This is a genomic window from Hugenholtzia roseola DSM 9546 (assembly GCF_000422585.1).
Classification (GTDB): Bacteria; Bacteroidota; Bacteroidia; order Cytophagales; family Bernardetiaceae; genus Hugenholtzia; species Hugenholtzia roseola.
Window position 1 is genome coordinate 1 of sequence record NZ_AUGI01000052.1, and the last position, 22,812, is coordinate 22,812.

At 41.4% G+C, this 22,812-nt stretch carries 26 protein-coding genes; 11 read left to right on the forward strand and 15 right to left on the reverse strand.

From position 1 onward, the window contains the following. The 3 genes from G500_RS22475 to G500_RS0105755 form a co-directional block, all read left to right on the forward strand. Positions 1-324: pentatricopeptide repeat-containing protein (locus G500_RS22475; protein ID WP_035756418.1), on the forward strand; the 324-nt coding region annotated here is incomplete at its 5' end. Positions 325-416: 92 nt separating this feature from the next. Further along, positions 417-1,028 carry a Uma2 family endonuclease gene (locus tag G500_RS0105750; protein ID WP_027001885.1) on the forward strand — a complete coding sequence of 204 codons (612 nt, stop codon included), beginning with the start codon at positions 417-419 and terminating at the stop codon, positions 1,026-1,028. Positions 1,029-1,054: 26 nt separating this feature from the next. After that, positions 1,055-1,675 carry a Uma2 family endonuclease gene (locus G500_RS0105755; protein WP_027001886.1) on the forward strand — a complete coding sequence of 207 codons (621 nt, stop codon included), beginning with the start codon at positions 1,055-1,057 and terminating at the stop codon, positions 1,673-1,675. A 4-nt stretch (positions 1,676-1,679) separates the two neighbouring features. Here the strand turns inward: G500_RS0105755 and G500_RS22480 are convergent, their stop codons facing one another. From G500_RS22480 to G500_RS0105840, 12 genes are all read right to left on the reverse strand, one after another. After that, entirely contained in the window at positions 1,680-2,849 is a 1,170-nt protein-coding gene (locus G500_RS22480) for a leucine-rich repeat domain-containing protein (protein ID WP_051203316.1), read from the reverse strand. An 8-nt stretch (positions 2,850-2,857) separates the two neighbouring features. Next, positions 2,858-3,874, reverse strand: coding sequence for a PDDEXK nuclease domain-containing protein (locus G500_RS0105765; RefSeq protein WP_027001887.1), 1,017 nt, complete (start codon positions 3,872-3,874; stop codon positions 2,858-2,860). Positions 3,875-3,922: 48 nt separating this feature from the next. Next, positions 3,923-4,813, reverse strand: coding sequence for a leucine-rich repeat domain-containing protein (locus tag G500_RS22485; RefSeq protein WP_051203317.1), 891 nt, complete (start codon positions 4,811-4,813; stop codon positions 3,923-3,925). A 78-nt stretch (positions 4,814-4,891) separates the two neighbouring features. Beyond that, complete coding sequence (locus G500_RS0105775; protein WP_154657036.1) at positions 4,892-6,061, reverse strand: hypothetical protein; 1,170 nt, start codon at positions 6,059-6,061, stop codon at positions 4,892-4,894. A gap of 41 nt (positions 6,062-6,102) precedes the next feature. After that, a complete protein-coding gene (locus tag G500_RS22490; protein WP_035756432.1) occupies positions 6,103-6,714 on the reverse strand; it encodes a Uma2 family endonuclease in 612 nt (203 codons plus the stop codon). Positions 6,715-6,967: 253 nt separating this feature from the next. Continuing rightward, positions 6,968-7,273: a hypothetical protein gene (locus G500_RS0105785; RefSeq protein ID WP_027001889.1), complete on the reverse strand. Its 306-nt coding sequence runs from the start codon at positions 7,271-7,273 to the stop codon at positions 6,968-6,970. A 65-nt stretch (positions 7,274-7,338) separates the two neighbouring features. Continuing rightward, positions 7,339-7,626 (reverse strand): hypothetical protein, encoded by a 288-nt coding sequence (locus tag G500_RS0105795; RefSeq protein WP_027001890.1) that lies wholly within the window; start codon positions 7,624-7,626, stop codon positions 7,339-7,341. Between the two features lie 350 nt (positions 7,627-7,976). Beyond that, positions 7,977-8,372, reverse strand: a complete 396-nt coding sequence (locus G500_RS22495; RefSeq protein ID WP_051203318.1) for a type II toxin-antitoxin system death-on-curing family toxin — start codon at positions 8,370-8,372, stop codon at positions 7,977-7,979. Between the two features lies 1 nt (position 8,373). After that, positions 8,374-8,580 (reverse strand): hypothetical protein, encoded by a 207-nt coding sequence (locus tag G500_RS0105810; RefSeq protein ID WP_027001891.1) that lies wholly within the window; start codon positions 8,578-8,580, stop codon positions 8,374-8,376. Positions 8,581-9,166: 586 nt separating this feature from the next. Then, the gene (locus tag G500_RS0105830; RefSeq protein WP_154657037.1) at positions 9,167-9,616 is read right to left on the reverse strand and encodes a hypothetical protein; all 450 of its coding nucleotides are present in this window, start codon (positions 9,614-9,616) and stop codon (positions 9,167-9,169) included. Positions 9,617-9,749: 133 nt separating this feature from the next. Further along, positions 9,750-9,971 carry a heavy-metal-associated domain-containing protein gene (locus tag G500_RS0105835; RefSeq protein WP_027001894.1) on the reverse strand — a complete coding sequence of 74 codons (222 nt, stop codon included), beginning with the start codon at positions 9,969-9,971 and terminating at the stop codon, positions 9,750-9,752. Between the two features lie 10 nt (positions 9,972-9,981). Beyond that, positions 9,982-10,338 (reverse strand): heavy-metal-associated domain-containing protein, encoded by a 357-nt coding sequence (locus G500_RS0105840; protein ID WP_027001895.1) that lies wholly within the window; start codon positions 10,336-10,338, stop codon positions 9,982-9,984. A 186-nt stretch (positions 10,339-10,524) separates the two neighbouring features. Here G500_RS0105840 and G500_RS0105845 point away from each other — a divergent pair, with 186 nt between their 5' ends. Next, entirely contained in the window at positions 10,525-11,253 is a 729-nt protein-coding gene (locus G500_RS0105845) for a hypothetical protein (protein WP_154657038.1), read from the forward strand. A gap of 293 nt (positions 11,254-11,546) precedes the next feature. On the opposite strand, the gene G500_RS0105850 is transcribed toward G500_RS0105845, so the two are convergent. Together G500_RS0105850 and G500_RS0105855 are read right to left on the reverse strand one after the other, a co-directional pair. Next, positions 11,547-12,449 carry an SDR family NAD(P)-dependent oxidoreductase gene (locus G500_RS0105850; protein ID WP_027001897.1) on the reverse strand — a complete coding sequence of 301 codons (903 nt, stop codon included), beginning with the start codon at positions 12,447-12,449 and terminating at the stop codon, positions 11,547-11,549. 90 nt (positions 12,450-12,539) lie between these two features. Next, positions 12,540-13,274, reverse strand: a complete 735-nt coding sequence (locus G500_RS0105855) for a TetR/AcrR family transcriptional regulator (protein WP_245574463.1) — start codon at positions 13,272-13,274, stop codon at positions 12,540-12,542. Between the two features lie 213 nt (positions 13,275-13,487). Here G500_RS0105855 and G500_RS0105865 point away from each other — a divergent pair, with 213 nt between their 5' ends. Further along, complete coding sequence (locus G500_RS0105865; protein ID WP_161626087.1) at positions 13,488-15,059, forward strand: ATP-binding protein; 1,572 nt, start codon at positions 13,488-13,490, stop codon at positions 15,057-15,059. 143 nt (positions 15,060-15,202) lie between these two features. Here the strand turns inward: G500_RS0105865 and G500_RS0105870 are convergent, their stop codons facing one another. After that, positions 15,203-15,697, reverse strand: a complete 495-nt coding sequence (locus tag G500_RS0105870) for a DUF6252 domain-containing protein (RefSeq protein ID WP_027001900.1) — start codon at positions 15,695-15,697, stop codon at positions 15,203-15,205. A gap of 326 nt (positions 15,698-16,023) precedes the next feature. Here G500_RS0105870 and G500_RS0105875 point away from each other — a divergent pair, with 326 nt between their 5' ends. The 6 genes from G500_RS0105875 (at position 16,024) to trxA (ending at position 22,754) form a co-directional block, all read left to right on the forward strand. After that, positions 16,024-16,554 carry a hypothetical protein gene (locus G500_RS0105875; RefSeq protein WP_027001901.1) on the forward strand — a complete coding sequence of 177 codons (531 nt, stop codon included), beginning with the start codon at positions 16,024-16,026 and terminating at the stop codon, positions 16,552-16,554. A gap of 555 nt (positions 16,555-17,109) precedes the next feature. Next, positions 17,110-18,084: a polyprenyl synthetase family protein gene (locus G500_RS0105890; RefSeq protein ID WP_027001903.1), complete on the forward strand. Its 975-nt coding sequence runs from the start codon at positions 17,110-17,112 to the stop codon at positions 18,082-18,084. Between the two features lie 217 nt (positions 18,085-18,301). Beyond that, positions 18,302-18,859, forward strand: a complete 558-nt coding sequence (locus tag G500_RS0105895) for an endonuclease V (RefSeq protein WP_027001904.1) — start codon at positions 18,302-18,304, stop codon at positions 18,857-18,859. A 185-nt stretch (positions 18,860-19,044) separates the two neighbouring features. Beyond that, positions 19,045-20,148 carry a 4-hydroxyphenylpyruvate dioxygenase gene (gene hppD / locus G500_RS0105905; protein ID WP_027001905.1) on the forward strand — a complete coding sequence of 368 codons (1,104 nt, stop codon included), beginning with the start codon at positions 19,045-19,047 and terminating at the stop codon, positions 20,146-20,148. 710 nt (positions 20,149-20,858) lie between these two features. Beyond that, positions 20,859-22,079 (forward strand): sensor histidine kinase, encoded by a 1,221-nt coding sequence (locus G500_RS0105915; protein WP_086047829.1) that lies wholly within the window; start codon positions 20,859-20,861, stop codon positions 22,077-22,079. 354 nt (positions 22,080-22,433) lie between these two features. Next, on the forward strand, positions 22,434-22,754 hold the full coding sequence (gene trxA, locus G500_RS0105930; RefSeq protein WP_027001907.1) for a thioredoxin: 321 nt from the start codon (positions 22,434-22,436) through the stop codon (positions 22,752-22,754). The last annotated feature ends 58 nt before the right edge of the window (positions 22,755-22,812 follow it).

Here is a 22,812-nt window from a genome sequence, read left to right on the forward strand (position 1 = left end):
GCAGAAATATGGTTTGAAAAGATGACAAACGCCAATATCAAACCTAATGAAGTTACCTATAATACGCTGGTCAATAAAAGAGATTTACCTTTCCAAAAAGCCCTGCCGTATTATCAAGACTTTCTAAAAAAATTCCCTTTACGCAAAGGCAATTTTAAGAGTGAGAACAATTATAATTTCTTGTTCTCTGCCCTCTTTAGAAAAGTGCGCAGCCTACAAGATTTTTGGTATGTAGAAAAAGAGCTACACCGCTTAGGCTTTCGCATCAACGAACATACCAAGCGAGCCTACGAGTCGGCAAAAAAGCGTGTGGGGGCGAAATAGCCCCAAGCGGCACTTCCCAAACGCCAGCTTTTGGGGCTTGAACTTATCGCCTACTTTTCGTATCTTTGTGCTACACCCATCAGGCAGTTTTTATGAAATACATCACCGACATCAACGAATTAGACCTAAACGGCACTTATACATATGCCGACTATCTTACCTGGCGTTTCGAGCAGAGCGTCGAACTTATCAAGGGTAAGATTTTTAAAATGTCGCCTGCGCCCAGTAGGAAGCACCAGAAAATTTCCTTTAACCTAAGTGGTATTTTTTACAACCAACTCAAAGGAAAATCCTGTCGCGCCTTTGCTGCCCCCTTCGATGTGCGCCTTTTGGATAAGAAAAAATCTTTAAAGGCAAACACAGAAATTTATACCGTTGTGCAGCCTGATATTTGCGTGATTTGCGATAAAAGTAAATTAGATGAGCGCGGTTGTATCGGTGCGCCCGATTTGATTATCGAAATCCTTTCGCCCGGTAATTCGAAAAAGGAAATGAGAACCAAGTATGCCCTCTACGAAGAAAGTGGCGTAAAAGAATATTGGGTTCTCTATCCGTCTGAACACGTTTTGCAGCAATATATTTTAAATGAAAATGAAAAATATGAGCTAAAAAATAATTTTGCAGAAGACGAAGTTTTTAATTCCCACATTTTTGCCGACCTGCAAATTGACCTATCCGAAATTTTTGAAGAAGAAGAACTTTAAAAAAATATTAAACAACATCAAAAATTATGAAATACATCACCGACATCAACGATTTAGACCTAAACGGCACTTATACATACGCCGACTATCTTACTTGGCGTTTCGAGCAGAGCGTCGAACTTATCAAGGGTAAGATTTTTAAAATGTCGCCTGCGCCGAGCAGGAAGCACCAGAAAATATCAGGAAAGTTATATGTTAAGGTCTTTATGGCTTTCCAAAAAAATGCTTGTGAGGTTTATTCCGCCCCCTTCGATGTGCGCCTTTTGGATAAGAAAAAATCTTTGAAGGCAAACACAGAAATTTATACCGTTGTGCAGCCTGATATTTGCGTGATTTGCGATAAAAGTAAATTAGATGAGCGCGGTTGTATCGGTGCGCCCGATTTGATTATCGAAATCCTTTCGCCCGGTAATTCGAAAAAAGAAATGAGAACCAAGTATGCACTCTACGAAGAAAGTGGCGTAAAAGAATATTGGGTTCTCTATCCGTCTGAACACGTTTTGCAGCAATATATTTTAAATGAAAATGAAAAATATGAGCTAAAAAATAATTTTGCAGAAGACGAAATTTTTAACTCCCACATTTTCTCCGACCTGCAAATTGATTTATCCGAAATTTTTGAAGAAGAAGAAGAAGAAGAATTTTGAAAAGCTAAAAAATCAATTTCCCACTGCTTCGCAGTTTATCCGACACCTTCAAATCAGGATTTCCCGCTACATGAATCTTCACATTCGGAATATCCAAAAGCGTATCAGGCAGCACCTGAAGTGGGTTATTTTCTAAACTAAGACTTTTTAAAGAGCTGATTTGTCCGATTTCCTTCGGCAAAGTTTCGAGTAGGTTGTTGCTAAGATTGAAGTATTCCAAATTTTTTAGCTCGCCGATTTGAGTTGGAAGGTGGCTTATCTTGTTTTCTCTAAGCCATAAATAACACAATTCGCTCATTTCCGAGAGCGTAGCGGGCAGGGTAGTGAGTTGATTTTTTATGGCATCAATGCGCCGCACCTTTTTGAGTTTTCCTATTTCTTTGGGTAGATTTATGAGTTGATTTTTCGCTAAATCTAATGTTTCTAAAAATTCTAACTCGCCAATTTGGGTAGGCAGCGTTTGGAGTTGGTTTTTTTCTAAATTCAAAGTATGCAATAATTTGAGTTTTCCTATTGCTGGCGGAAGTGCCGTAAGTTGATTGTTTTCCAAATGTAAAGATTTCAGGTTTCGCAATTCGCCTATTGCTGGCGGAAGTGCCGTAAGTTGATTGTTTTCCAAATGTAAAGATTTCAGGTTTTGCAATTCGCCTATTTCTGGCGGCAACGTTTTGAGTTTGCCGTTGTGTAATTTAAACGATTCTAACTGAACTAATTGCTTTATTTGAGGCGAAATCGTGTCAAAAAGATTTCCCCCTAAGACCAATGATACTAAGTTTTGACATTGACAAACCTCTATCGGAAACTCGGTGAATGAATTTGCACCCAAATACAAATATTCCAAGTTTTTTAGCTGTGCAATTTCAGCAGGAATCACACGAAGCGCGTTGTAGTTGAGTAGAAGGCATCTCAACTTTTTTAGTATTTTTATTTGTGATGGAATATAAGTCAGTTTTTTTCCTTGAATTTCTAACCCGTCCAGCATCAAAGGATTTTCCACATCAGGCAAATATTCCCACACCCATTCTAAGACGATTTTATAGTCTTCTAATGAATTTTGATAATTATTTTCAAACTCATTTTGACAGTTTTGAGCCAATTCCAAAGCCAACAAAACATTTGTTTTGTCGTCGCTTTCTAAAAGTTCGATGATTTTTTGAAGTTCGGTATCAGGCATCACTTAGGCTATTTTTTTTTAATTTGATTCAGAATCTTGACCCAATCCTCCTCTGTGGGCAGTTGGTCTTTGAGCGTATGGGGGATTTTTTTAGTGAGCTGATAGGAGGCTACTCCCATCGGCTTGCTCACGTCGCGCAGGGCGTATTCTACCACTACATCATTCTTAGATTTGCAGAGAAGCAGTCCGATGCTGGGCTGGTCGCTGTCTTGTTTGAGCAAATCATCTACTGCCGAAAGGTAGAAATTGAGTTTTCCTACATATTCAGGCTTGAAATCATCTATTTTTAGTTCTACTACTACAAAACATTTGAGCTTAAAATGGTAAAAAAGCAAGTCTAAATAAAAATCTTGTCCGCCTACTTCCAAGTGGTATTGCCTTCCTACATACGAAAAACCCTTGCCCAAAGCCAATAGAAAATCGGTTACATTTTGGGTAATTTCCTTTTCAAAATCTTTTTCCCTGAATTTGTCGTTTTGTGCAATAAATTCAAAAATGTACTCATCTTTGAATAATTGCGCCGCTAATTCCGACTGCGGTTTGGGCAAAAAATGCTCAAAATTGTTGGGTAGCGTGCCGAATTGCGCATGTGCTTGCAAATCAATTTGGTGCATCAAAACGCGCTTAGACCACCCCTGTTCCACCGATTTTAAGATGTACCAAAGGCGCGTTTTTTGGTCCTTGAATTTGTCTAAAATAATGACGTGATGCGTCCAGCTTAATTGTGCAGCCACTGGCTGCACAAATTCAAAATCGGGATACGCAAGGGCGAACTTTTGCATATTTTTCAAGTTTCGCAGCGAAAAGCCCTTCATATCGGGAAAACTCGCGCTTAAATCTTGGGCAAGGTTTTGCACAACTTTTGCGCCCCAGCCCTTTTCCTGCTGCTGGGCTATGATTTTTTTGCCAATATTCCAATACAAGAAAAGCAGCTCCTGATTGACCTGCAATAGGGCTTTGGTCTTCGATTGTAACACAAGGCTACGAAGCTCCTCTAAAAACTCGGTATAGTGTTGGGGTTGCATATTCTAAAATTTTATGATTCAATTATTTTGTTTTTCTGGGACTTCGGGCTACTCAAAAATCAATTTTCCACTATTTCGTAATTTATCTGAGACTTTCAAATCAGAATTTCCCGCTACATAAATATTTACATAAGGAAGTTCTAACAGCGTATCGGGCAGAGTTTGGAGGCAATTGTGTGATACGTCAAGATGTTCTAAATCCTTCAGTTGTCCAATTTCAGATGGAAGGCTTGTGAGTTGGTTGCTGCGTACATCTAAGTAATACAGCGATGCAAGTCTGCCGATTTCAGGAGGAATTTCAGTGAGTTGATTATGATTTAGATACAGCTCACCCAAAGAGGAAAGTTGTCCAATTTCGGCAGGTAAGGTTTGAATTTGGTTGGCAGCCAAATCTAAGTTCTGTAATTTTTTTAGACCGCAGATGCCTGAAGGGAAATTTTTGAAGTGGTTTTCTCTAAGATTAATCTCATTTAAGTGCTTGAGGTGAGCAATTTCAGGCGGCAAGCTTTCAAGGACATTATCTTCTATATTCAGTTCTTTAAGTTGAGCGAGTTGCCCGATTTCAGGAGGCAAGGTTCGCAAAGGGCATTCGCACAAAAGTAGGGTTTCTAAACGCAAGAGTTTCCCTATTTCGGGCGGCAATATCTTGAAATGATTTCCAGAAAGGTTTAACCATTTTAGCTGTGCAAGCAAAGCAATTTGGGCAGGAATTTGGTGTAAACCAAACTCTGACAAGTCAAGATGGGTTCTTTTCAGAGGAATCATCTTCCCATGAAACGCTTGTCTATCAAACCAATCGAAGAGTATCTTGTAGTTCTCCACAGTAGTCCCATAATGCACCTCAAACTCTGCTTGGTAGTTTTGCGCCAGTTCCAAAGCCAAGAAAACATTTGCTTTGTCGTTGCTTTCTAAAAGTTCGATGATTTTTTGAAGTTCCATATTCTGTAGTGCGAAGCTCCAGCTTCGCCTATTGTATTTTATAGTTTCTACCGAAGCTCCAGCTTCGGGTTACAGTAATTATTTTGTGGCATACACCTGAATCTTAGACAGCCTCAAACCCTCGCCCTGCGCATATTGAAAAGAAAACTGAACACCTGTATCTGTCTGAATCAAAGCCTGTTGTTTAAAGGTATATTGGGGCATAAATTCCCAAGTTGTTTCTATTTCTTCTAAGAGGCTTAAAACGCTGTTCAAATTCGTTTTACTGCTGAGGACGTGATTGCCCGACACATAGTGCCTGCCGTTTTGTGCATCGAGGCTAATTGTTCGCAATACCCCCTCCACAAACATCAACTCTGTGCCTTCATCTGTAAAATACGAAAAACCGAAGGAGGCATTATCACGCTCGTAGTAGTGTCGTGCATCTGCTTCTATCTCACCAAAATACGCCTCATATTCTGCAAGAGGCATACCCGCTTTGAGTTCTTTGAAATACTTAAAGGTGGCGGTTTTGAGGAAACTTGTGAGTTTCACTACTTGATTTGAGTGAAAACCAAAACCACTGTAACTCAAATTATGGTATAAATGAGATAGATATTCCTCCAAAGTGTAGGGCGGTATTTTTTCAGAATTGGGATATTTGCGCTTCAAAATATTGGGGTTGGCTATCAAATGATTTATATAATGCACGATTTTTTCTTTTGTATAAAAATGAAGCATACGTCCAACGTTATGCCCCACATCTCTGTAATCTTCGGGGTGTAACATAGACATTAAAAAAGGAATGACCCAATCAGGGTACAAACCAGAATTTTCTGCCTTTTCCACAAAACGCAGTCGGTCTATAAGCGGGTCTTTATCCTGATGATTGCGGTAATAAAATGTGCGGTCGTGGAGGTCGCCGCTGGGAACAATGCCACTGTATTGCAACAAATCTATGGCTTTGAGCTTTTGATACCAAATCACATCACAAAATCCATTATCCAAGAGCCTCCCCACACAAAAATTGAGTGCCAAATAATCAATAAACTGCATCAATTTTGACGTTTCAGACTCAAAGATGGTCAGCACTTGCGCAATCGCTTCCTGCCTCAAACCCTCAAAATCCTCTGAATTTTGGTCAATAAAAACATCTGCAAAGGTTTCAAATGCCTTGCCTTCAAGGGTAGGAAAGTGTGCTTTTGCCAGCGCAAATCGTGCATCTGCCTCACTTTCAAGGTAGGTTTGAATTAGATTATTTATGTTCATAAAATTTAGATAAAATGTATTTTTTTTTTCGGTACTAAAAATCACTCAAAAATCTTAGATAAATCTATAGTCAATTTATGCACCACAACCGAAGCCAAAGTGTCCGTTTTAGAGAGCGAGGCTTGCAGTTCAAATTGATTTTCTATCAACACATATTGCTCTATTTTGCCTTCTTCTGCATCTACTATCCAATATTCACCTACATTGTGCGCTGCATAATCTTGAAACTTGACTCCGTAGTCATTCTTTCGCGTGCTTTCCGAAAGGATTTCTACCACTAAATCAGGGGCAGGGAATAGCTTTTGGTCTGCTGTAAAAGTATCAGAGATTGCCTTGCGATAAAACACAATATCAGGCTCATAGCAATTTCGTGAAAGGGTAATCATCATTTTTTCTATGCCCACAAAGCCTAAATTGTCGTCATCAACGTGGTTCATAAGGTGTTTTGAAAGACGGCTGCTCACCCTCAAATGCGCCATTCTTACGGGTGAGTGTAAGATAATTTCGCCGTTGATAAATTCCGCTTTTACATCTTCGTGTACCATTTCCAAAAATTCCTGCCTTTTTTGAGCCTCCTCCTTCAAATAGGCTTGCATTTTTTGGATAATCAGAACCACGTCAGGGGCTTGTTTGAGTTGTTCTATTAAGGTCATAAGGCAGTGTTTTTTTCTTAGGTTTGCTTTGCTGTAATCCGAAGCTGGAGCTTCGGGTTACGGTATCTCAAAAACGCTCACTTTGCAAAATTGGTTTGCCTACTTGTATTTATTTTGCGGCATACACCTGAATAGTAGAAAGTAGTTGCTTGTTTTAGCCCCAGCCCGAAGTTAGGGCTTCGGGCTACTGTAGTGCAAAGCTCCAGCTTCGCTTATTGTATTTTATAGTTTCTACCGAAGCTGGAGCTTCGGGCTACTTTTCTAAGGTCTTTTTTACTAATTCCAAAAATACCAATACTTCCTCAATCTTGCGAAAAGGCTTTATCCTGCCAAACCCTTTGGGTAAGCTACGGATTTGACTTGTGATTTCACCTTGATTGAGGTCAGTTACACCCTCTAAGATGGCGTTTATTTCATGGCACAAAATTACTGCCTGCTTGGGCGTTTGTGTTTGATAGGCTTTGATAAGACTACATTCGTCCTCAAACTGCTTGTACTGAATGTAGTGAAAATAGTAGTAGGTAAAAAAGTCGTTTAAGGCTTGATAATGGAAATACATTTCATTTATTTATTGATGAATAATTGTATGATTTTTTTTGCAAAAAAATTCTACATTCATCAGTTTTAATGCCCTTCGCTCATTTTTTTCATCTCTTCAGCCTCCGCATATTTGCCCAGTTGCTCGTAACAAAAAGCCCAATCTATGCAAAGTTGCTTACGATTAAACTTTTCGGGATTTACCCCAAAATCCATGTTCATTTCTGCAATCAAGTGATACGCTTCGCTGATGTTTTCCATGGCTTTTGTGTAATGCTTTTCTTTGATTTGTTTTTGGTATTTTTCTATCAATTCATCAAACTCTGCCTTATAGATAAGTTCACAGTTAAGGTGCTTTGCTTGTTCGGGGTTCATGCGCTAAAAGTTTAATTGATGCTGTGAAAAATAAAAAAAAGAGGCTACAGGCAAAAAGGAAGTTAGCCTTAAAAGGCTGTCGCTTTTACCCTTCATGCTAATAAAAGAATGAGTGGGGCATTGAGCCGGCGATTCTACATCTCAGAGAGACTTGCAAAGCTCAAGAACTTCATTTCACCCTATCGGTTTTTAACCCGATTTCGCTAGTTCGGTCGCCCGAATTACGCTACCTTAGAACCGTTATAGTTACGAGGAAATCCTTTTTTACGGCACTCTTTTGTTTGCAAAGTTAAGGAAAAATAGCTACATTTCAAAAAATGAAACAAATAGACATCTTGAAAACGACTGCATTATTTTTGTTGAATATGTTTTTCAAACCAAGCCTGCACCGTTTCCAAAGTCTGTTCGCCCGAAGCCACAGAAAGTGTGAAATTGATAAGCATTTCCTCATCAATTATCAAGTCATAACCATTTAATTGTAGAAATAAAAGAGCGGCTTCCAGTCCTGTGCGCTTATTTCCATCTTGAAAAATATGATTAGAAATAATGCTAAACATATAAAGCCCCGCTTTTTGGGGTATCGTAGGATAAAGCGGTTCGCCAAATATTTCCATCTGCGCTGCTTCTAAAAGGTAATCCAAACTTTCCTCGTGAAGAAAGTTATAGGGCGGCACGAAATTGCCACCCACATCAGCAATAGTTAGTTTATTGATGAGAATAATGTCTTGTTTTTCTAAGTGATTCATTTTAAGAAAGGGCTTTAAAAACGTTGTGATACCTTTTGAAATCATTTTTAATAATTGCTTCCACTTCTTGCTGTCTTTTCTCTACCTGCTCCTCTGCTGGGGGCGCAAGGGCAGCCAATAGCTTATCCACTGCCGCTTCGGGCATCTTTTGGATTTTTTTGATGAGTGCTTCGCGTTTTTCGGTGAGTGTCATGGTATTTTGGGTCATAAGATTTTGGCGCGATAAAATGAAATAATAAGGTGAAATATTCGCCCACAAAGGCTTTTCAAACACAAGAAAACAAAAAAGGCGACAAGCGAAAAGGCACTTTTTTACGCCGAGCTACCACTGCTCCACCTTTCTCTTTTCAGAAAAAGGGCAAGAATCGAACTTGCGACCTGCGGGTAATGAGCCGAAGTAAGCCTTTTCTACGGCACTTTCAAGTAAAAACGCTATTTTGAGCAAGAAAGTTGCTTGCTATTCGTTTTGTTTTTCAAACAAAAAGCCCCTAAATGCTTTGCAGCAAAAGGGGCAAGACTTTTCTTTTTTTGTTTTTATACTAAAAATTCACTCAACTTTTTTATTTTACAAAAATATTTTAGCATAAACTTAAAATAAAAAAGGCGACAAGCGAAAAGGCACTTTTTGCGCCGAGCTACCACTGCTCTACCTTTTTTTTGCAAAAAAAGGGCAAGAATCGAGCTTGCGACCTGCGGGGTTAATGCCGAAGTAAGCCTTTTCTACGGCACTTTTGAGCAAAAACGCCGAGCAGGGAGAAAAAGTTTCCCTCTCTTTGTTTTATTTTTGGTACAATTTAAAGACTTGCGCCCCAAGTTTTTAGGTCGGCGAGCAAATCAGGGGCTAATTCGTCGTTGTATTCAAGTTGCATTTTTTTGGTCTTAGCGGCTGCCTTGCTTAGAAACTTTACTAAGATGGCTTTTCCCTTCTGCACCTCTGCTTTGGGGTCGCCTTTCAGACCTGCCTGCATCTTGCCCTGATACAACATGCCCAAGAGCCAAAAAATGCTCCACCTATCAGGCGTTTTTTCATTTTCTAATAGCTCCAATAAAAAAGGAATCGCCGCTATTGATGCCGAAAAAAGCAGTCCCTTTTGTATCAAAGCGGCAGTAAGTGCGTCTAAAGCATCTTGTCGCATTTCCTCTTCATTTGAAGCCAATCCTTCTATCAAGTCGGGCAAATCGGCTGCACTGCCATAGACGTGCGAGAGTTTTGCCCAATCGAGTGAGCGCAGTTTTTTGAGCATATTTTGAAGAATAAGGTATAAATTTTTATAGGGTAGCATTGAAAACACTACCCTATAAAAACGAAAGTTTTTAAGTATTATTTTGCAAAAAAATTAAAATATCACGTATCAGACCGAAACATTTTGAAGTTTGCTACACCTTACTTTCTGCCAATTCTGCCCTAAAACCTGCCTTCTGAACCAGCTCCTGAACTTGGGTAGGCGAAAGTTCGGAAGTGGTGATGGTCAGAATTTTATCAGGGTTTTGGGTATCCACTTCCCAAGTATCGATGGCGGTTTGGGCGTCAAAAATGGGTTTGACTTGTGCAATGCAGCCGCCACATTTGATATTTGTTTTGAATTGATAGGTATTCATTTCTAATTTGTTAGTGGTGATTTGACTTTTGGTCGCGATATAGGCAGCAGTCGGGCAGTGTTTTATAGACCTCGTCAGTTGCTTTTTCATTTTGGGTGTCGTGTCCGCTTTTAGCCACAGCCTTTTCCATGTCGGCTTGGGTAACTTTGGCAGGATTGAACTCCACGACGGCTTCTTCGGTTTGGGCAGTCCATTGCACAGTTTCTATGCCTTTGAGGTCGCCTATTGCATTTTCTATGCGCTCCCTGCACATTTCACAGTTGCCACGCACTTTGAAAGTCGCTTTTTGTAGCGAAACGGTAGCCGTCTTTTGGCAGGAGGCAAAAAACATTACCACTGCGACAAACATCAATAATATAATTTTCATATTAAGCATTTTTTTAAAAAGAATTGTAATTTTTTGATTTTAGAAAAAGGGTTTTCCCTTGTGAAAGCAAGTAGCAAGATACAAATTTTTGGCAAAATTAGAAAACAAGCCCCCAGAACGGCGACGATTTGGACAAAAAAAGCTATTTTTGCCTACTGCCTCATTTGGCACAAAAAAAAGTCTTTTATGCCCAAACTCATTCCCGAAATCGGCTTAGAATTTTTTACCGAAGACGAAACCGACCGCGAACTTTGCAAGACCTATTGGCTCATCGAAGAGGACGCTTTCCGCTATACGATTGCAGAAGTAGGGCTTCGCTTTCGCCTCAAACCTGCCCAAGTGCAGCGGCGTGTGCGTGCCTTTTGCAGGGCTTTTATCAAAAAATCGCGCTGCCAACTTTGTGGGCTGCCTGCCTACTACTTTGAACGTAGGGGCGATTTTTACGACAATCTCAAAATATTTAGCTACCAAGCGTGGGAAAATCCGCAGCCTTTTTTGTGTAAAACCTGTGAGCAAGAAGCCGAAAAAAGGCGCGAAGCACGAAAAATAGGGCAAAAAAAGACAAACACAATAGAAAGCCCTTTGGCGCAAGTATCGATTTTCCGCAGTCCGCTGCACCTAAATTATTTCAAGGAGCTAAGGCGCGAAAAATATTTTGTCTACCCAAGCCTCGATTTGGGCGTTTTTCTGACCCAGCAAAGTGAAAGCGCAAAACAAGAAATGGCTACCCTTTTAGAAGGCGATATAGAAAGTTTGCAAAGTCTAAGAATTGATTTTCTCGTCTGCGACGCACAGGGGCTGCCTTTGGAAGCACTCGATTACGACCCACAAAAGAAACTATCACAGGAGGAAATTAGGCGCAAGACCCAATTTTTCGCAATTTTAAAACTCCCGTATCAATGTCTTTTTGCCTGACCTTTGTTTGCCTAAATTGGGTTCGTGCTGCTTTGCAGGGACACTAATAGCAAATTTGAAAACCGTTTTTGCGATAATTTACCTGCCTTTATATAAAAAATGATTTATTACATCAAAAATAATTTCATATAAATCATAAACAAATCCCACCAAAAAGAAAACCCGCCTCTCAAAGAAAAGCAGGTTTTACCCAACACACAAACACAAACAATAAACAACACAAACGTAAAGAACCTAAGAAAGTTGCTATAAGCTATCTCTTTTTAGCGAAAAGATAGTTTTTATAGCTTGTCCTAACTCAAAGGCTCGATTTCCTTTTCTTCTACTGCGCCACTCAAAGGGGCATTGTCGCGCTTGCGCTCTGCCACCTCTACGTTGCGCCCATTTCTGCCAATGAATTTGTCCATAGAGTTATAGACTTCGAAGACATTTTCCGCCAAAAAGTCGTACATGCGAGCAGGCAAAACGCCGCGCAGTAGGGGCAAAAACTTAACCATCAGCGGCTCTGAAACTAAAATTTCGTTGTTTTCCACTGCCTCGATAATGCTATTGCAGATGTCTTCGGGTTCTAAAAGTGGGGTGAGAAGGGGTGCAGTTACGCCCTCGAACATACCCGTTTTGATGTAACTCGGCATAACGGTTGTAACCTGCACATTGCTATTTTTCTTCTCCATTTCGATGCGCAACGATTCCGACCAGCCCAATACCGCCCATTTGCTACCTGCATAGACCGACATGCGCGGGTTTGGCGTAAGGCTTGAAGCCGAGGCGATATTGATGATGTGTCCGCCTCTTTTATCCAACATGCCGCCGATAAAAACACGCGCAATGTGCATCACGCCTGCGACGTTGATGTCGAGGGTGCGCTCGATGTCCTCATGGCTGTGTTCGTCAAAATATTTATTGCCTACCACAATGCCTGCATTGTTGAAAAGAATATCGACCGTTCCGATTTCGGCTAAAACGTCGGTGGCGGCAGTTTTGATGTCGTCTAAACTTGAAACATCTACGCGGTAGGCATGTACGCGATAGCCTTCCCTGCGCAATTCGGCACTGACGGCATCGAGGTTGTCTTGGTTGATGTCCCAAATGATGAGGTCGGACGCGCCTTTTTGCAAGCATTTCTGACCTAAGATTTTGCCAATTCCGCTTGCACCGCCCGTAATGAGGACTACTTTATTGCTTATTTTTGTCATGAGGGTAGAGATTTTTAGAAACTATTTGAAAAAATATGAAACAAGAATTTGAAAATAGAAAAAAGAGGCTGCGCTCGCCTACTTTTTGTATTAGAGCGGATTGATGCGCAGGGTCTTTTCTAAATAGTGGAAATAGGTTTTGAGCATATCCTCGCGGCTGATGCTAAAATAGTGATGAATAATTTGCATCTTTCGCTTAATTACCTGCAAAACGCCCGTTAGTTGTCCCCAAAGGACAAAAGCCGCCTCGCTGGGGTCGGTAGGGCAAAAGAGACTACCATCTTTGATACCTTGCCGTAAGACATTGATAAGGATTTCCATAACAGAATTTCCCTCTTCTAAGGTCTTGATGGACTCTGGCTCGCTGCCGTCTAAGTTGAAATTTTCGTTTTGGTAGTCTAAAATGGTATTAAAGTAGTTGGGATACTCGAAAGCGAAATTTACGTAGGCTTGGGTCAGGGCAATGAGATTGTCGTAGCCCGATTTCGCCTTATCCGTAGCAGCACGAAGCAAGCGTTTCAAGACGCGAAAAGCACGCAAGATAATGGCTTTATAGAGTTCTTCCTTGCTTTTGAAGTAGAGATAGAGCGTGCCTTTGCTCAACTCTGCCTCACGTGCCACATCTGCCATCGTTGCCTTATCCATGCCTTGTGTGAAGAAGATTTTTTCGGCGGCATCTACAATGGCTTTTTTCCGAATTTTTTTCTCTTTGGCTTTTCGTTCTAAAACGCCCATAGGAATCAATACAAGTAGGGTAGTGAGAAATAAGTAGAGGTCAGTAAGTAGAGATAAGAAAACTGACCAAGAGTCATTTATTGAACGCAAATATAAGGCTAAGGTTTTGAAATACAAAGTCTTTTTCGTTTTTTCGGAAAAAAAAGAAAAAACAAGGCTAATGCGGGCTTCAATCCTTAGAAAGGAAGCACAAAGGCAGGCAGAAATGCAAAAAAGGCGATTTTTGTTACTTGTATTGCGTAGGCTTATTTGAAAATTTGGATAAGAAGTGTTATCTTACCTTATCATTTTAGCCCCTTTGCTATGTTTGTTGCTGATGCTCATTTTATTGCGGAAGTAGAAAACCTTATCAACGATTGGGAGCGTCTTTTGTACGCCTCTGAAAGTTGGGATAAAAACTTCGACCTCGCCTCCTTTCGCTTTCTACACACGCTCAAAGGCAGTGCTGCCCTTTTTGGATTTGCAGCTTTGGCAGAAACGGCTCATGTTTTGGAATCTTTTTTTGAAACGGCACAAGCCCAACATAGCCTTACACAGGCAGAAAAAGGCTTCTTTTTGAGTGCCGTCAGCCACTTTCGCTACCTTTTGCATCACGAACCCTTGCAGGGCAAAGATGCAGAATCGCATGCCGCCTTTCTCCAAAAAGTGGTCTATCACAAAAAAGGGCTGCACAAAAAAGAAATCGCTTCTTATTGGATACACTACCAGCCTGCCACCAAAACCGCCAAAGTAGGCATCAAGCCACACCTGCATTTAGACGACCTACAAGCCATAGAAGCCGAAATCGCAATCTTTGATATTGCCACCCCCCAAGACGCTCAAAACCTCGCACAAGGGAAAGCCCAAGAATGGGTTATCCTTATTTCGACCAAACTCAAAATCGAAGAATTGCGCAATATTTTCCTTTTTCTTACAAATGAATGTAAGCTCGATATTTTGCCCCTAACCTTCGAGGGTGTTCCCCATTTTAATCTCTTTACTTATCCGCAAACGCGCTCTTTCCTACAAAATTATTTTCAAAGTCCTGACAAGGAAAACCAAAATCCTGCCGCCCTTTCTGATTTTAGCACCTTCAAAAAAGCCCTATCCAACTTTCTAACCCCCTATTGGCAACAGACAAAGACCGCTGACGCGCCGACGCACGATTTGGAAAAGACAAGCCCCTCCCTACGTCTTGCACTTTCCGAAATAGATGCTTTGAGCCAACTTGTCGCGCAAAGTTTGGCGGCACTAAAAGTAGCGCAAATAGAAAAAGCCCAAGAAAATCTTATTTTATTACAAGAAAAAATAAAAAATTGGCAATACGAAACACCCGACAAACTCAAACAAAAATGCGATTTGCTTGTCCGCAACCTAAGTCAGGAAGGGCTTAAAAAGGGAACACTAAGCCAAGAGGCGCGTCTGGATTGGCACATCGAGGCGCAATTAAGGCTGCATAAAACCCAAATAGAGCTATTAGGCGAAATCTTTTTGCACCTGATACGCAATAGTTTTGCACACGCCTTTGCATTTTGGGCAGAAAAAACAACAAAACCACTTATTTCTATCCACTTTGAAACCCTAAAAGAAGGCGAGCTAATCATTACATATCGCGATAATGGCGCAGGAATAGATGTAGAAAAAATTAGACAAAAAGCCCTTGATACACAACTTTTTAGCTCTGCCGAATTAGAAAACATGGACGCAGAAAGGCTTGTATCGCTTATCTTTCAAGACCGTTTTTCTACCCAAGCCGCAGAAAAATTGTCCCATCTGGCGGGGCGCGGTATCGGCATGGGTATCATCAAGAGCCAAGTGGAAAAAATGGGAGGCAAGTATCGCCTTTTGGTAGAAAAAGAGGGCGGATTTGGTTTGGAAATAGTTTTAAATATATAAGTTATTTGTGGGACACAAACAACGGCGAGAAATAGTTTTAAATATATAAGTTATTTGTGGGACACAAACAACGGCGAAAAAATAAACCCTAAGTCTTTAAAAGAAACTTAGGGTTTGAGATAAAAACCTGAATAGGCACTTTTTTAGTTGTACTTCACAGCATTGAGCTTGCCTTCTGTAATTTGGCGCGAACCTCCGATACCACAAACACGTGCCTCGAAAGTCCCTGAAACAGTTTTGTTTTGGGTATCAATAGCGGTGATATTGATTTTGCCACTAACATTGGGCGTGCATAGATTTGAAGCCAAAGTAGAGCCGCCGACAGGGGCAGTACGCAAGACAACAGAAGGCACAACGTTATCCTGCACGCTGGTAGAATCGAGAATCAAATTGTATTCGCCTACTTCGGCTCTAAAAGCAACGGCAATGCTCTGCCCGTCGGCAGTGCTAATGCCTGTGATGACCAAATTATTGCCCGTTTTTACCCCCGTAACTGTGTTTGAGTTCCAAGCCTGCCCCTCGATGCGTGCGTTCATGCGCTTATTGGGGTCTATTTCCTCGTCGCCTTTACAGGCGTAGAAAAGCGCGGTGGCAGCCAAAAAGAGTAGGATTGCGCCTAATGATTTCTGAATTTTCATTTTTTTCGTTTAATTAGTTTGAATTAGGTTTGGATAAAAAAAGAGATTAAGGCTTCAAACGCAAAGTTTGCTTACAAGGTTTTGCGCCGCAGCCTAAAACGAGTCTAAAAATTGAGAATTACGCGCTTTTAAGCAAAGTTTTAGGGAAACTTGCTTGCAAAGCACTAACTTTGCAGCAGGATTGTAGTGATAGGGTCGTACAATTAGAAAAGTTGAAAATTATCCGAAACCCATCAAACAACAATCCCCTACTGCCCAATTCAGCCACAAAATAGCAAAATCCGCTATCTTTTCAAAACTTACAACACCTCAAATTGCAATTTCTTATGACAACTATGAGAAAAAAATGGCATCTTACCTTTTCCCTTGCCGCTCTGTGTTTGATGAGCCTTTTTTTAGGAGCTTGTGAAAACAAAGGTAGCCAACAGACTGAAAATCAGATACAGGAAAGAGAAGCACCTGCCGAAATTTGGAAAGATACCGAATATATGGCGCGAGTCATAGACCAGCACTTCAAAGAAAATTCGGTTAAGAAAGGACTGCCCGGGGTCATGCCTATCAAAGACCAAGTAACCAAGTCGGAACGCTATATGGGCATCAAAAAGACCCTACGCGACACGCTCTACCGCATCAACGCCGATGAAATTGTGATGGGAACGCTTATGCGCGAAGGCGGCTTGGAACATGTCGTGGATTTCAAGATGATTTGGGATAAAAAGTTAGTCAATCAGGATAGCACCTATGGCGGCTTGAAGGTAAATGATGTGTTCATTCGCCATGCCGATGGCAAATCGCGCTACCGTTGGGAAAAGGCGGGTGAATATTGGGAACGCATCAATACACAATTAGAACAATAATCTTTCTAAATCTTGTGCTACAAATCCTACGCTGCCTTCTTTGGGAGGGTAGGATTTGTGTTGTTACAACGGTCAGAATGTCAAAAAACGAGGTTTTATGCTTTGCACAAGCCTCCTGAACCCCCACGCTGCCCTCCCCCCATAGGGGAGGGTTCGAAAACCAAATCATTTTTTTGCATAAATGCAAAAAAATGATACCGCATAAAAGCCCCGCCCTATGGGGGCGGGGTTTGGGGCAGTAATGTTAAGTTCTGTAAAAAGTCTTGTTTTGTCAAATTTGACACGAAATAAAATTTGGACAGAACCCTATTTTTGGGTTTGAAAATCCTTTTTTATTTCAATCGCACTGCGGACAAGGCAATGCCTTGTCCCTACATTTGCACCTGATTTTTAGAATTTAACATCACTGGGGTTTGGGGTGGGGTGTATTTAAGGCTTTTATCGTTGTAACAACGCCTTAGGATTTGCAACACTTTGCTTAGATAGCGGTTTAAGCCAATAACCGTTGGACTTTTGTCCTGCCCTTCTTCTTTCGTTTCATTTTTTAGCCCCTTTATGAAGCCTTCCATCGAACAGATACAAGCTCCGATTGCAGATGAATTACATCATTTTGAGAAAAAGTTTCGTAGCTTTCTAAAAACAGACGTATTGCTTTTGGATAAAATTACCAACTATGTAGTCAAGAGCAAAGGCAAGCAGATGCGTCCGATGTTTGTATTCCTGACAGCAGGTTTGTGCGGAACGATTAGCGAGGCAACGCATCGAGGCGCGTCTTTGGTCGAGCTGCTGCACACCGCAACCCTTGTGCATGACGACGTAGTAGATGATGCCAATTATCGCAGAGGCTTTTTTTCGGTCAATGCCCTTTGGAAAAATAAAATCGCCGTCTTGGTAGGCGACTATTTTTTAGCACGTGGCTTGCTGCTTTCCATCGATAATGACGATTTCGAGCTCCTGCGCCTTGTTTCACAGGCGGTGCGCGAAATGAGCGAAGGCGAACTTTTGCAGATGGAAAAGGCGCGACGGTTAGACATAGACGAAAGCGTTTATTTTGAAATTATCCGACAAAAAACCGCTACCCTTATCGCTGCCTGCTGTGGAGTAGGGGCAGCTTCGGCAGGAGCTACGCCCGAAATAGTGGCTAAAATGCAGGATTTTGGCGAAAAAATCGGTATCGCCTTCCAAATCAAAGACGACCTTTTTGACTACGGCACTGCCGACATCGGCAAACCCATTGGCATAGACATCAAAGAGCGCAAAATGACCCTGCCGCTGATTTATAGCCTTACCCAAGCCACTACCAAAGAGAGAAAACATATCTTGTACCTGCTCAAAAACAAGAACGAAGAAAGCACTACGGTAAAAGAAATCGTACAATTTGTGCGGCAGAAAGGCGGCTTAGACTACGCCAAAGGCAAAATGCAGGCTTTCCGAATACAAGCCGAAGCCCTATTGGAAGAACTGCCCGCCTCGCCCTACAAAGAAGCCCTGCTCGCCCTTGTTGCATACGCCATAGCGCGTGAGAAATAGCCCTTCTATCCTATAAACCAGTGGTGTTAAATTCTAAAAATTAGATGCAAATGTAAGGGCAAAGCATTGTCTTATCCGCTATGAGAGTGAGATAAAAAAGGCTTTTCAGACCCAACCAACATAGGCTACATAGGCTTAGTCCAAACTTTATTTCGTTTCTAATTTTACAAAACTATAACAAAACAAGGCTTTTCGCAGAACTTAACATTACTACCCCATGAACCTCGCCTTAGATGCCTATTATAGCCCCCAGAAAGCGCGTGTGGCAGGCGTATTTTTTCGCCATTGGGAAGATAGCACGCCCTACGCCATCGAAACCTTAGATTTCTTTTTTGAAAACACCCACAATCCGATAGCCGAATACGAATCAGGGGCATTTTTCAAAAGGGAGCTACCCCTGCTTTTGGCGTTTGTCCAAAAATACCTACAAAATTTTGAAGAGACGACCCAAAAACTACAATACCAAAATCAGGATTTGGAAACGTTGTTAATTGATGGGTATGTCTTTTTGAACCAAGACGGAAAAAAAGGCTTAGGGGCTTATTTTTATGAGGCTTTGCAGGCGCGTGTGCCTGTGATAGGCGTTGCCAAAAGGTCATTTTTAGAAAATCAACAAGGGGTAGCGCGTGTTTTGAGGGGCAAAAGTCAAAATCCGCTTTTCGTTTCCGCCATAGGGCTGCCACTTTCCCAAGCCGCAAACCACCTATCGCAAATGGAAGGCGCGTATAGAATCCCGACCCTGCTCAAAAGGGTAGATAGCGAAAGTAGGCAATAAAGGCAGAATCCAAATTTTATTTGGCGTTTTTTTTAAAAAAAAGACGCACCGCCAGCAATTTCCGACCAGAAGGCGAAGAAGCACGCTCACAATTTGCACAAAAAAGCCAAAATTCGTAATTTTGAGAACAAAGACCCCACCCTACTTTGCACCATTTTTTATACACCTCAAAATTCACCAACACTATGAGCAATTCCACCGCCGACATCCTACCTTTGAACGGCACCGACCACATCGAATTTTATGTAGGAAACGCCAAACAAGCCGCCTACTACTACCAACACGCCTTCGGTTTTGAGTTGGTAGCCTATGCCGGACCCGAAACAGGCGTGCGCGATAGAGCCTCCTACGTCCTACAACAAGGCAAGATTCGCTTCGTATTCACTACCTCCCTACTGCCCGATTCTGAAATTTCCGAACACGTCCGCTTGCATGGTGATGGCGTGAAGGTCTTGGCTCTTTGGGTAGATGATGCCGAAAAATCATACTACGACACCATGAGCAGAGGCGCGGTTTCGATACATGCCCCCCAACGCCTACGTGATGCAGATGGCGAAGTGGTAGTGGCTTCTATCAAAACCTACGGCGATACAGTTCATACTTTTGTAGAAAGAAAAAACTACAAAGGCGTTTTTATGCCCGGTTTTGTGCCTAAAAAGTCAGACTTTGCCGTTAAGCCCGTTGGTTTCAAATTTGTAGACCACTGTGTAGGCAATGTAGAGTTGGGCAAAATGAACGAATGGGTAGAATTTTACCAAAAGGTCATGGGCTTTAATCTCTTAGTAACCTTTGACGACAAAGACATTTCTACCGAATACACAGCTTTGATGTCCAAAGTAGTTTCAAATGGAAATGGCTACGTCAAATTCCCTATCAATGAGCCTGCCGAAGGTAGGAAAAAATCGCAGATAGAGGAATACATCGAATTTTATCGCGGCGCAGGCGTGCAGCATATCGCTATCGCTACCGACGATATTATCGAAACAGTAGGCGAATTGCGTCGTCGTGGTATCGAATTTTTGTATGTTCCCGAAACCTATTACGACGACCTAAGCGAGCGCGTAGGGGCAATTAAAGAAGATGTAGAAAAGCTCAAAAAACTCAATATCTTGGTAGATAGAGATGACGAGGGCTACCTGCTTCAAATCTTCACCAAGCCTGTGGAAGACCGCCCAACGCTTTTCTATGAAATTATCCAACGTGAAGGCGCAACTTCCTTTGGCAAAGGCAATTTCAAAGCCCTTTTCGAGTCGATAGAACGCGAGCAGGCACTACGCGGCAATTTGTAAGTCTTTGAAAAAGAGATACAAACCAATAAACCCTAAGTCTTTTTGAAAGGCTTAGGGTATTTTTTTTATGCGAAAAACAAAGGGCAACATCTTAAAAGTCTTTCCGCTTGCAGGCAGTAGAAGAAGCAAAAAACCATTGTAGGCACAAAGAAATAAGCGAGCCAAAGGTTTGGAAAAAAGGCAACTGCTTTTGTCGGTACGATTTTTAGACAAAAAGACTGCCTTCTCTTATACAAGGTAAGAATAGCCGTAAAAAAGAAGTTTTGACAAGGGCTTAATAGAACAAAAAGCAGCACGCTATTTTTTTTGTGCCAAAAATAGCCCTTCTAAGGCTCAAAAAGCATTTGAAAAATAAGGTATAGATGCACAAAACGGATTTTCTATGCAGAATGTTTTTAGAAATTAAGGGGTTTTCCCGACTCCCTTTTTATTTTCAAATGTAAGGGAATAGCAATTTTTTAGCATTTTTCGCCCTTCCTTTTTCTATCTCCAAAAGAGCATACAAGCCCCAAGTTGTATCAGGGCAACCTAATTAGGCGAAAAACTATCTTTTTGCGTTCAAAGATTTGAAAGGGGCTTGAAATAAGCGCACCTGATTGGTTGTCTTAGGATTTTGTTTGAAACAGAACCACTTACTTGCTCTATAACAAAAACTCACAAAAAAAATATTATCTTTACCCCATGAAACCTTTTATCCCATCTGAGCCTACATGAAACCAAAAATACATAACTCACAAAACGAATATAGAACCAAAAGGTTTCGTTCTATTACAATTCGCCTGCCCTTTATGTCTTTTGCCCTATGTTGGATAAGCCTTCTTTTGGGGTCATTTTTTGCCTTGCCCTATTCTGCGCTTTTTGCCCAAAACGACACGCCTACTATAAGAAACGAAAATGCCGTCGCCGAACTGCATAGTTCAGCCACACCGAGCAACCCAACGCGCCCTACCGAGGAGTGGCAGATAGAACGCATCTTGAAGGAGGAGAATGAAAGGTGGAGAGAGGTAGTAGAAAGTTATGAGTCGAAGATGACAGGGCTGGTGCTAATTGCCGCCTTTATGATTTTACTTTTGGTTACGCTTATTTTCTATCATTTTCATCTACAACTGCGCTATCAGAAAAGTTTGGAGGCACAAAATCTGACCATTCGCCAAAAAAATATAGAGTTGCAGGATTCCTATAAAGCCATTGAAGAAGCCAATCAGACCAAAGACCGCTTACTTTCTATCATCTCACACAATATTCGTAGCCCTTTGGCTTCGCTTTCGGCTTTTTTGAAACTTATCGAAGAGAATGCTGTCGTATTTTCACCCGAAGAGATACAAAAGCTATCACACGATTTGCAGGGCAGAGTGGAAAACTTAGGCGTTTTTATGAACAACTTACTCAAATGGGCGCAGGTGCAAAGTGGAAAAATCAATTACAGACCCACAGAAATTGAGGTACAGACCGTAGCGCAAGACATACAAAACATTTATGATTTAGAGCTAAAAAACAAACAAATTCGCCTCAATATCAGCCTGCAACCGCCTGCTTCCGTTTGGGCAGACGAACAGATGTTTCATTTTATTTTACGAAACTTGGTATCGAATGCTATCAAATTTACGCCGCGAAATGGTGAAATTCGCATCAGCAACGCCCTTATAGGAAACCAAAATCGCATCTCGGTCAGCGATACAGGCGTAGGCATGACCTTGCAAGAAATTCAGACTATCTTTCAAAGTAAAAAATATTTCACCAAACAAGGCACAGAATCGGAGCAAGGCACAGGCTTGGGCTTGGTTGTCTGCAAAGAATTTGTAGAGCAAAATGGCGGCACAATAGAAGTAGAGTCCGAAGTGGGCAAAGGAACAAGTTTTCATATCTTGCTTCCGCTTGGCAGTAGTGCCACGACACAAAATAATCGCGAAAATGTGGAAGCACTCTGCTAAAAATCATTAAATTTGCGACGGCTCACGCTTTTTTTGCTCTTTCAATAGGGCTTTAAAGGGCTTTTAAACGCTTTTTAAAGCCAAACTCAAAAACCTCCGTTTCGCCTTTCTTTGCGAAAGGAAACAAAAAAGCCCCCTTTACGTTTGTAAGGGTATGCACTTTGTTTGAAAATAGTTTGATATATTCAAACAAAGCCTGCAAAAGACAGAAGGCAAATTAACTATTCGGCTCTCATTTGGTACAAATTTTAGCCGCGCCTTCGCGCTTTTCCCAAGCCTTTTCTTTGAGGCAGCCTCTTTGAGGGTCTGTCTTTTCCTTATATTTCAAAACATTCAAACCCTTTTTATACTCACATGGCACAAGTTATTGAAGCAACCGCCCAAAATTTTGACACCCTCATCGCCGCCGACCACCCCGTTTTAGTGGATTTTTGGGCAGAATGGTGCGGTCCTTGTAAGATGATGAACCCTATCATTCAGGAATTAGCCGAGGAATTGGGCGACAAAGTAACCATCTGCAAAGTGAATGTAGATGAAGATGCCGACCTTTCTGTTCGCTATGGTATTCGTAGTATCCCTACTATGATGATTTTCAAAAGTGGCGAAATGGTAGATAAGTTAGTTGGCGCAACCACCAAGCGCGACTTAGCAGGACGTTTGGCAGCTAAAATGTAATTTTTACGCCAAACCGATAGCCTTTTTAAACCTGAAAAACCTACAAAACGTTGTCGTC

Excerpts from the sequence above, each read along its gene's own strand:
- G500_RS0105750 (WP_027001885.1), top strand. The coding sequence starts at position 417 with ATGAAATACATCACCGACATCAACGAATTAGACCTAAACGGCACTTAT.
- G500_RS0105755 (WP_027001886.1), top strand. The coding sequence starts at position 1,055 with ATGAAATACATCACCGACATCAACGATTTAGACCTAAACGGCACTTAT.
- G500_RS22480 (WP_051203316.1), bottom strand. The coding sequence starts at position 2,849 with ATGCCTGATACCGAACTTCAAAAAATCATCGAACTTTTAGAAAGCGAC.
- G500_RS0105765 (WP_027001887.1), bottom strand. The coding sequence starts at position 3,874 with ATGCAACCCCAACACTATACCGAGTTTTTAGAGGAGCTTCGTAGCCTT.
- G500_RS22485 (WP_051203317.1), bottom strand. The coding sequence starts at position 4,813 with ATGGAACTTCAAAAAATCATCGAACTTTTAGAAAGCAACGACAAAGCA.
- G500_RS0105775 (WP_154657036.1), bottom strand. The coding sequence starts at position 6,061 with ATGAACATAAATAATCTAATTCAAACCTACCTTGAAAGTGAGGCAGAT.
- G500_RS22490 (WP_035756432.1), bottom strand. The coding sequence starts at position 6,714 with ATGACCTTAATAGAACAACTCAAACAAGCCCCTGACGTGGTTCTGATT.
- G500_RS0105785 (WP_027001889.1), bottom strand. The coding sequence starts at position 7,273 with ATGTATTTCCATTATCAAGCCTTAAACGACTTTTTTACCTACTACTAT.
- G500_RS0105795 (WP_027001890.1), bottom strand. The coding sequence starts at position 7,626 with ATGAACCCCGAACAAGCAAAGCACCTTAACTGTGAACTTATCTATAAG.
- G500_RS22495 (WP_051203318.1), bottom strand. The coding sequence starts at position 8,372 with ATGAATCACTTAGAAAAACAAGACATTATTCTCATCAATAAACTAACT.
- G500_RS0105810 (WP_027001891.1), bottom strand. The coding sequence starts at position 8,580 with ATGACCCAAAATACCATGACACTCACCGAAAAACGCGAAGCACTCATC.
- G500_RS0105830 (WP_154657037.1), bottom strand. The coding sequence starts at position 9,616 with ATGCTCAAAAAACTGCGCTCACTCGATTGGGCAAAACTCTCGCACGTC.
- G500_RS0105835 (WP_027001894.1), bottom strand. The coding sequence starts at position 9,971 with ATGAATACCTATCAATTCAAAACAAATATCAAATGTGGCGGCTGCATT.
- G500_RS0105840 (WP_027001895.1), bottom strand. The coding sequence starts at position 10,338 with ATGAAAATTATATTATTGATGTTTGTCGCAGTGGTAATGTTTTTTGCC.
- G500_RS0105845 (WP_154657038.1), top strand. The coding sequence starts at position 10,525 with ATGCCCAAACTCATTCCCGAAATCGGCTTAGAATTTTTTACCGAAGAC.
- G500_RS0105850 (WP_027001897.1), bottom strand. The coding sequence starts at position 12,449 with ATGACAAAAATAAGCAATAAAGTAGTCCTCATTACGGGCGGTGCAAGC.
- G500_RS0105865 (WP_161626087.1), top strand. The coding sequence starts at position 13,488 with ATGTTTGTTGCTGATGCTCATTTTATTGCGGAAGTAGAAAACCTTATC.
- G500_RS0105870 (WP_027001900.1), bottom strand. The coding sequence starts at position 15,697 with ATGAAAATTCAGAAATCATTAGGCGCAATCCTACTCTTTTTGGCTGCC.
- G500_RS0105875 (WP_027001901.1), top strand. The coding sequence starts at position 16,024 with ATGACAACTATGAGAAAAAAATGGCATCTTACCTTTTCCCTTGCCGCT.
- G500_RS0105890 (WP_027001903.1), top strand. The coding sequence starts at position 17,110 with ATGAAGCCTTCCATCGAACAGATACAAGCTCCGATTGCAGATGAATTA.
- G500_RS0105895 (WP_027001904.1), top strand. The coding sequence starts at position 18,302 with ATGAACCTCGCCTTAGATGCCTATTATAGCCCCCAGAAAGCGCGTGTG.
- hppD (WP_027001905.1), top strand. The coding sequence starts at position 19,045 with ATGAGCAATTCCACCGCCGACATCCTACCTTTGAACGGCACCGACCAC.
- G500_RS0105915 (WP_086047829.1), top strand. The coding sequence starts at position 20,859 with ATGAAACCAAAAATACATAACTCACAAAACGAATATAGAACCAAAAGG.
- trxA (WP_027001907.1), top strand. The coding sequence starts at position 22,434 with ATGGCACAAGTTATTGAAGCAACCGCCCAAAATTTTGACACCCTCATC.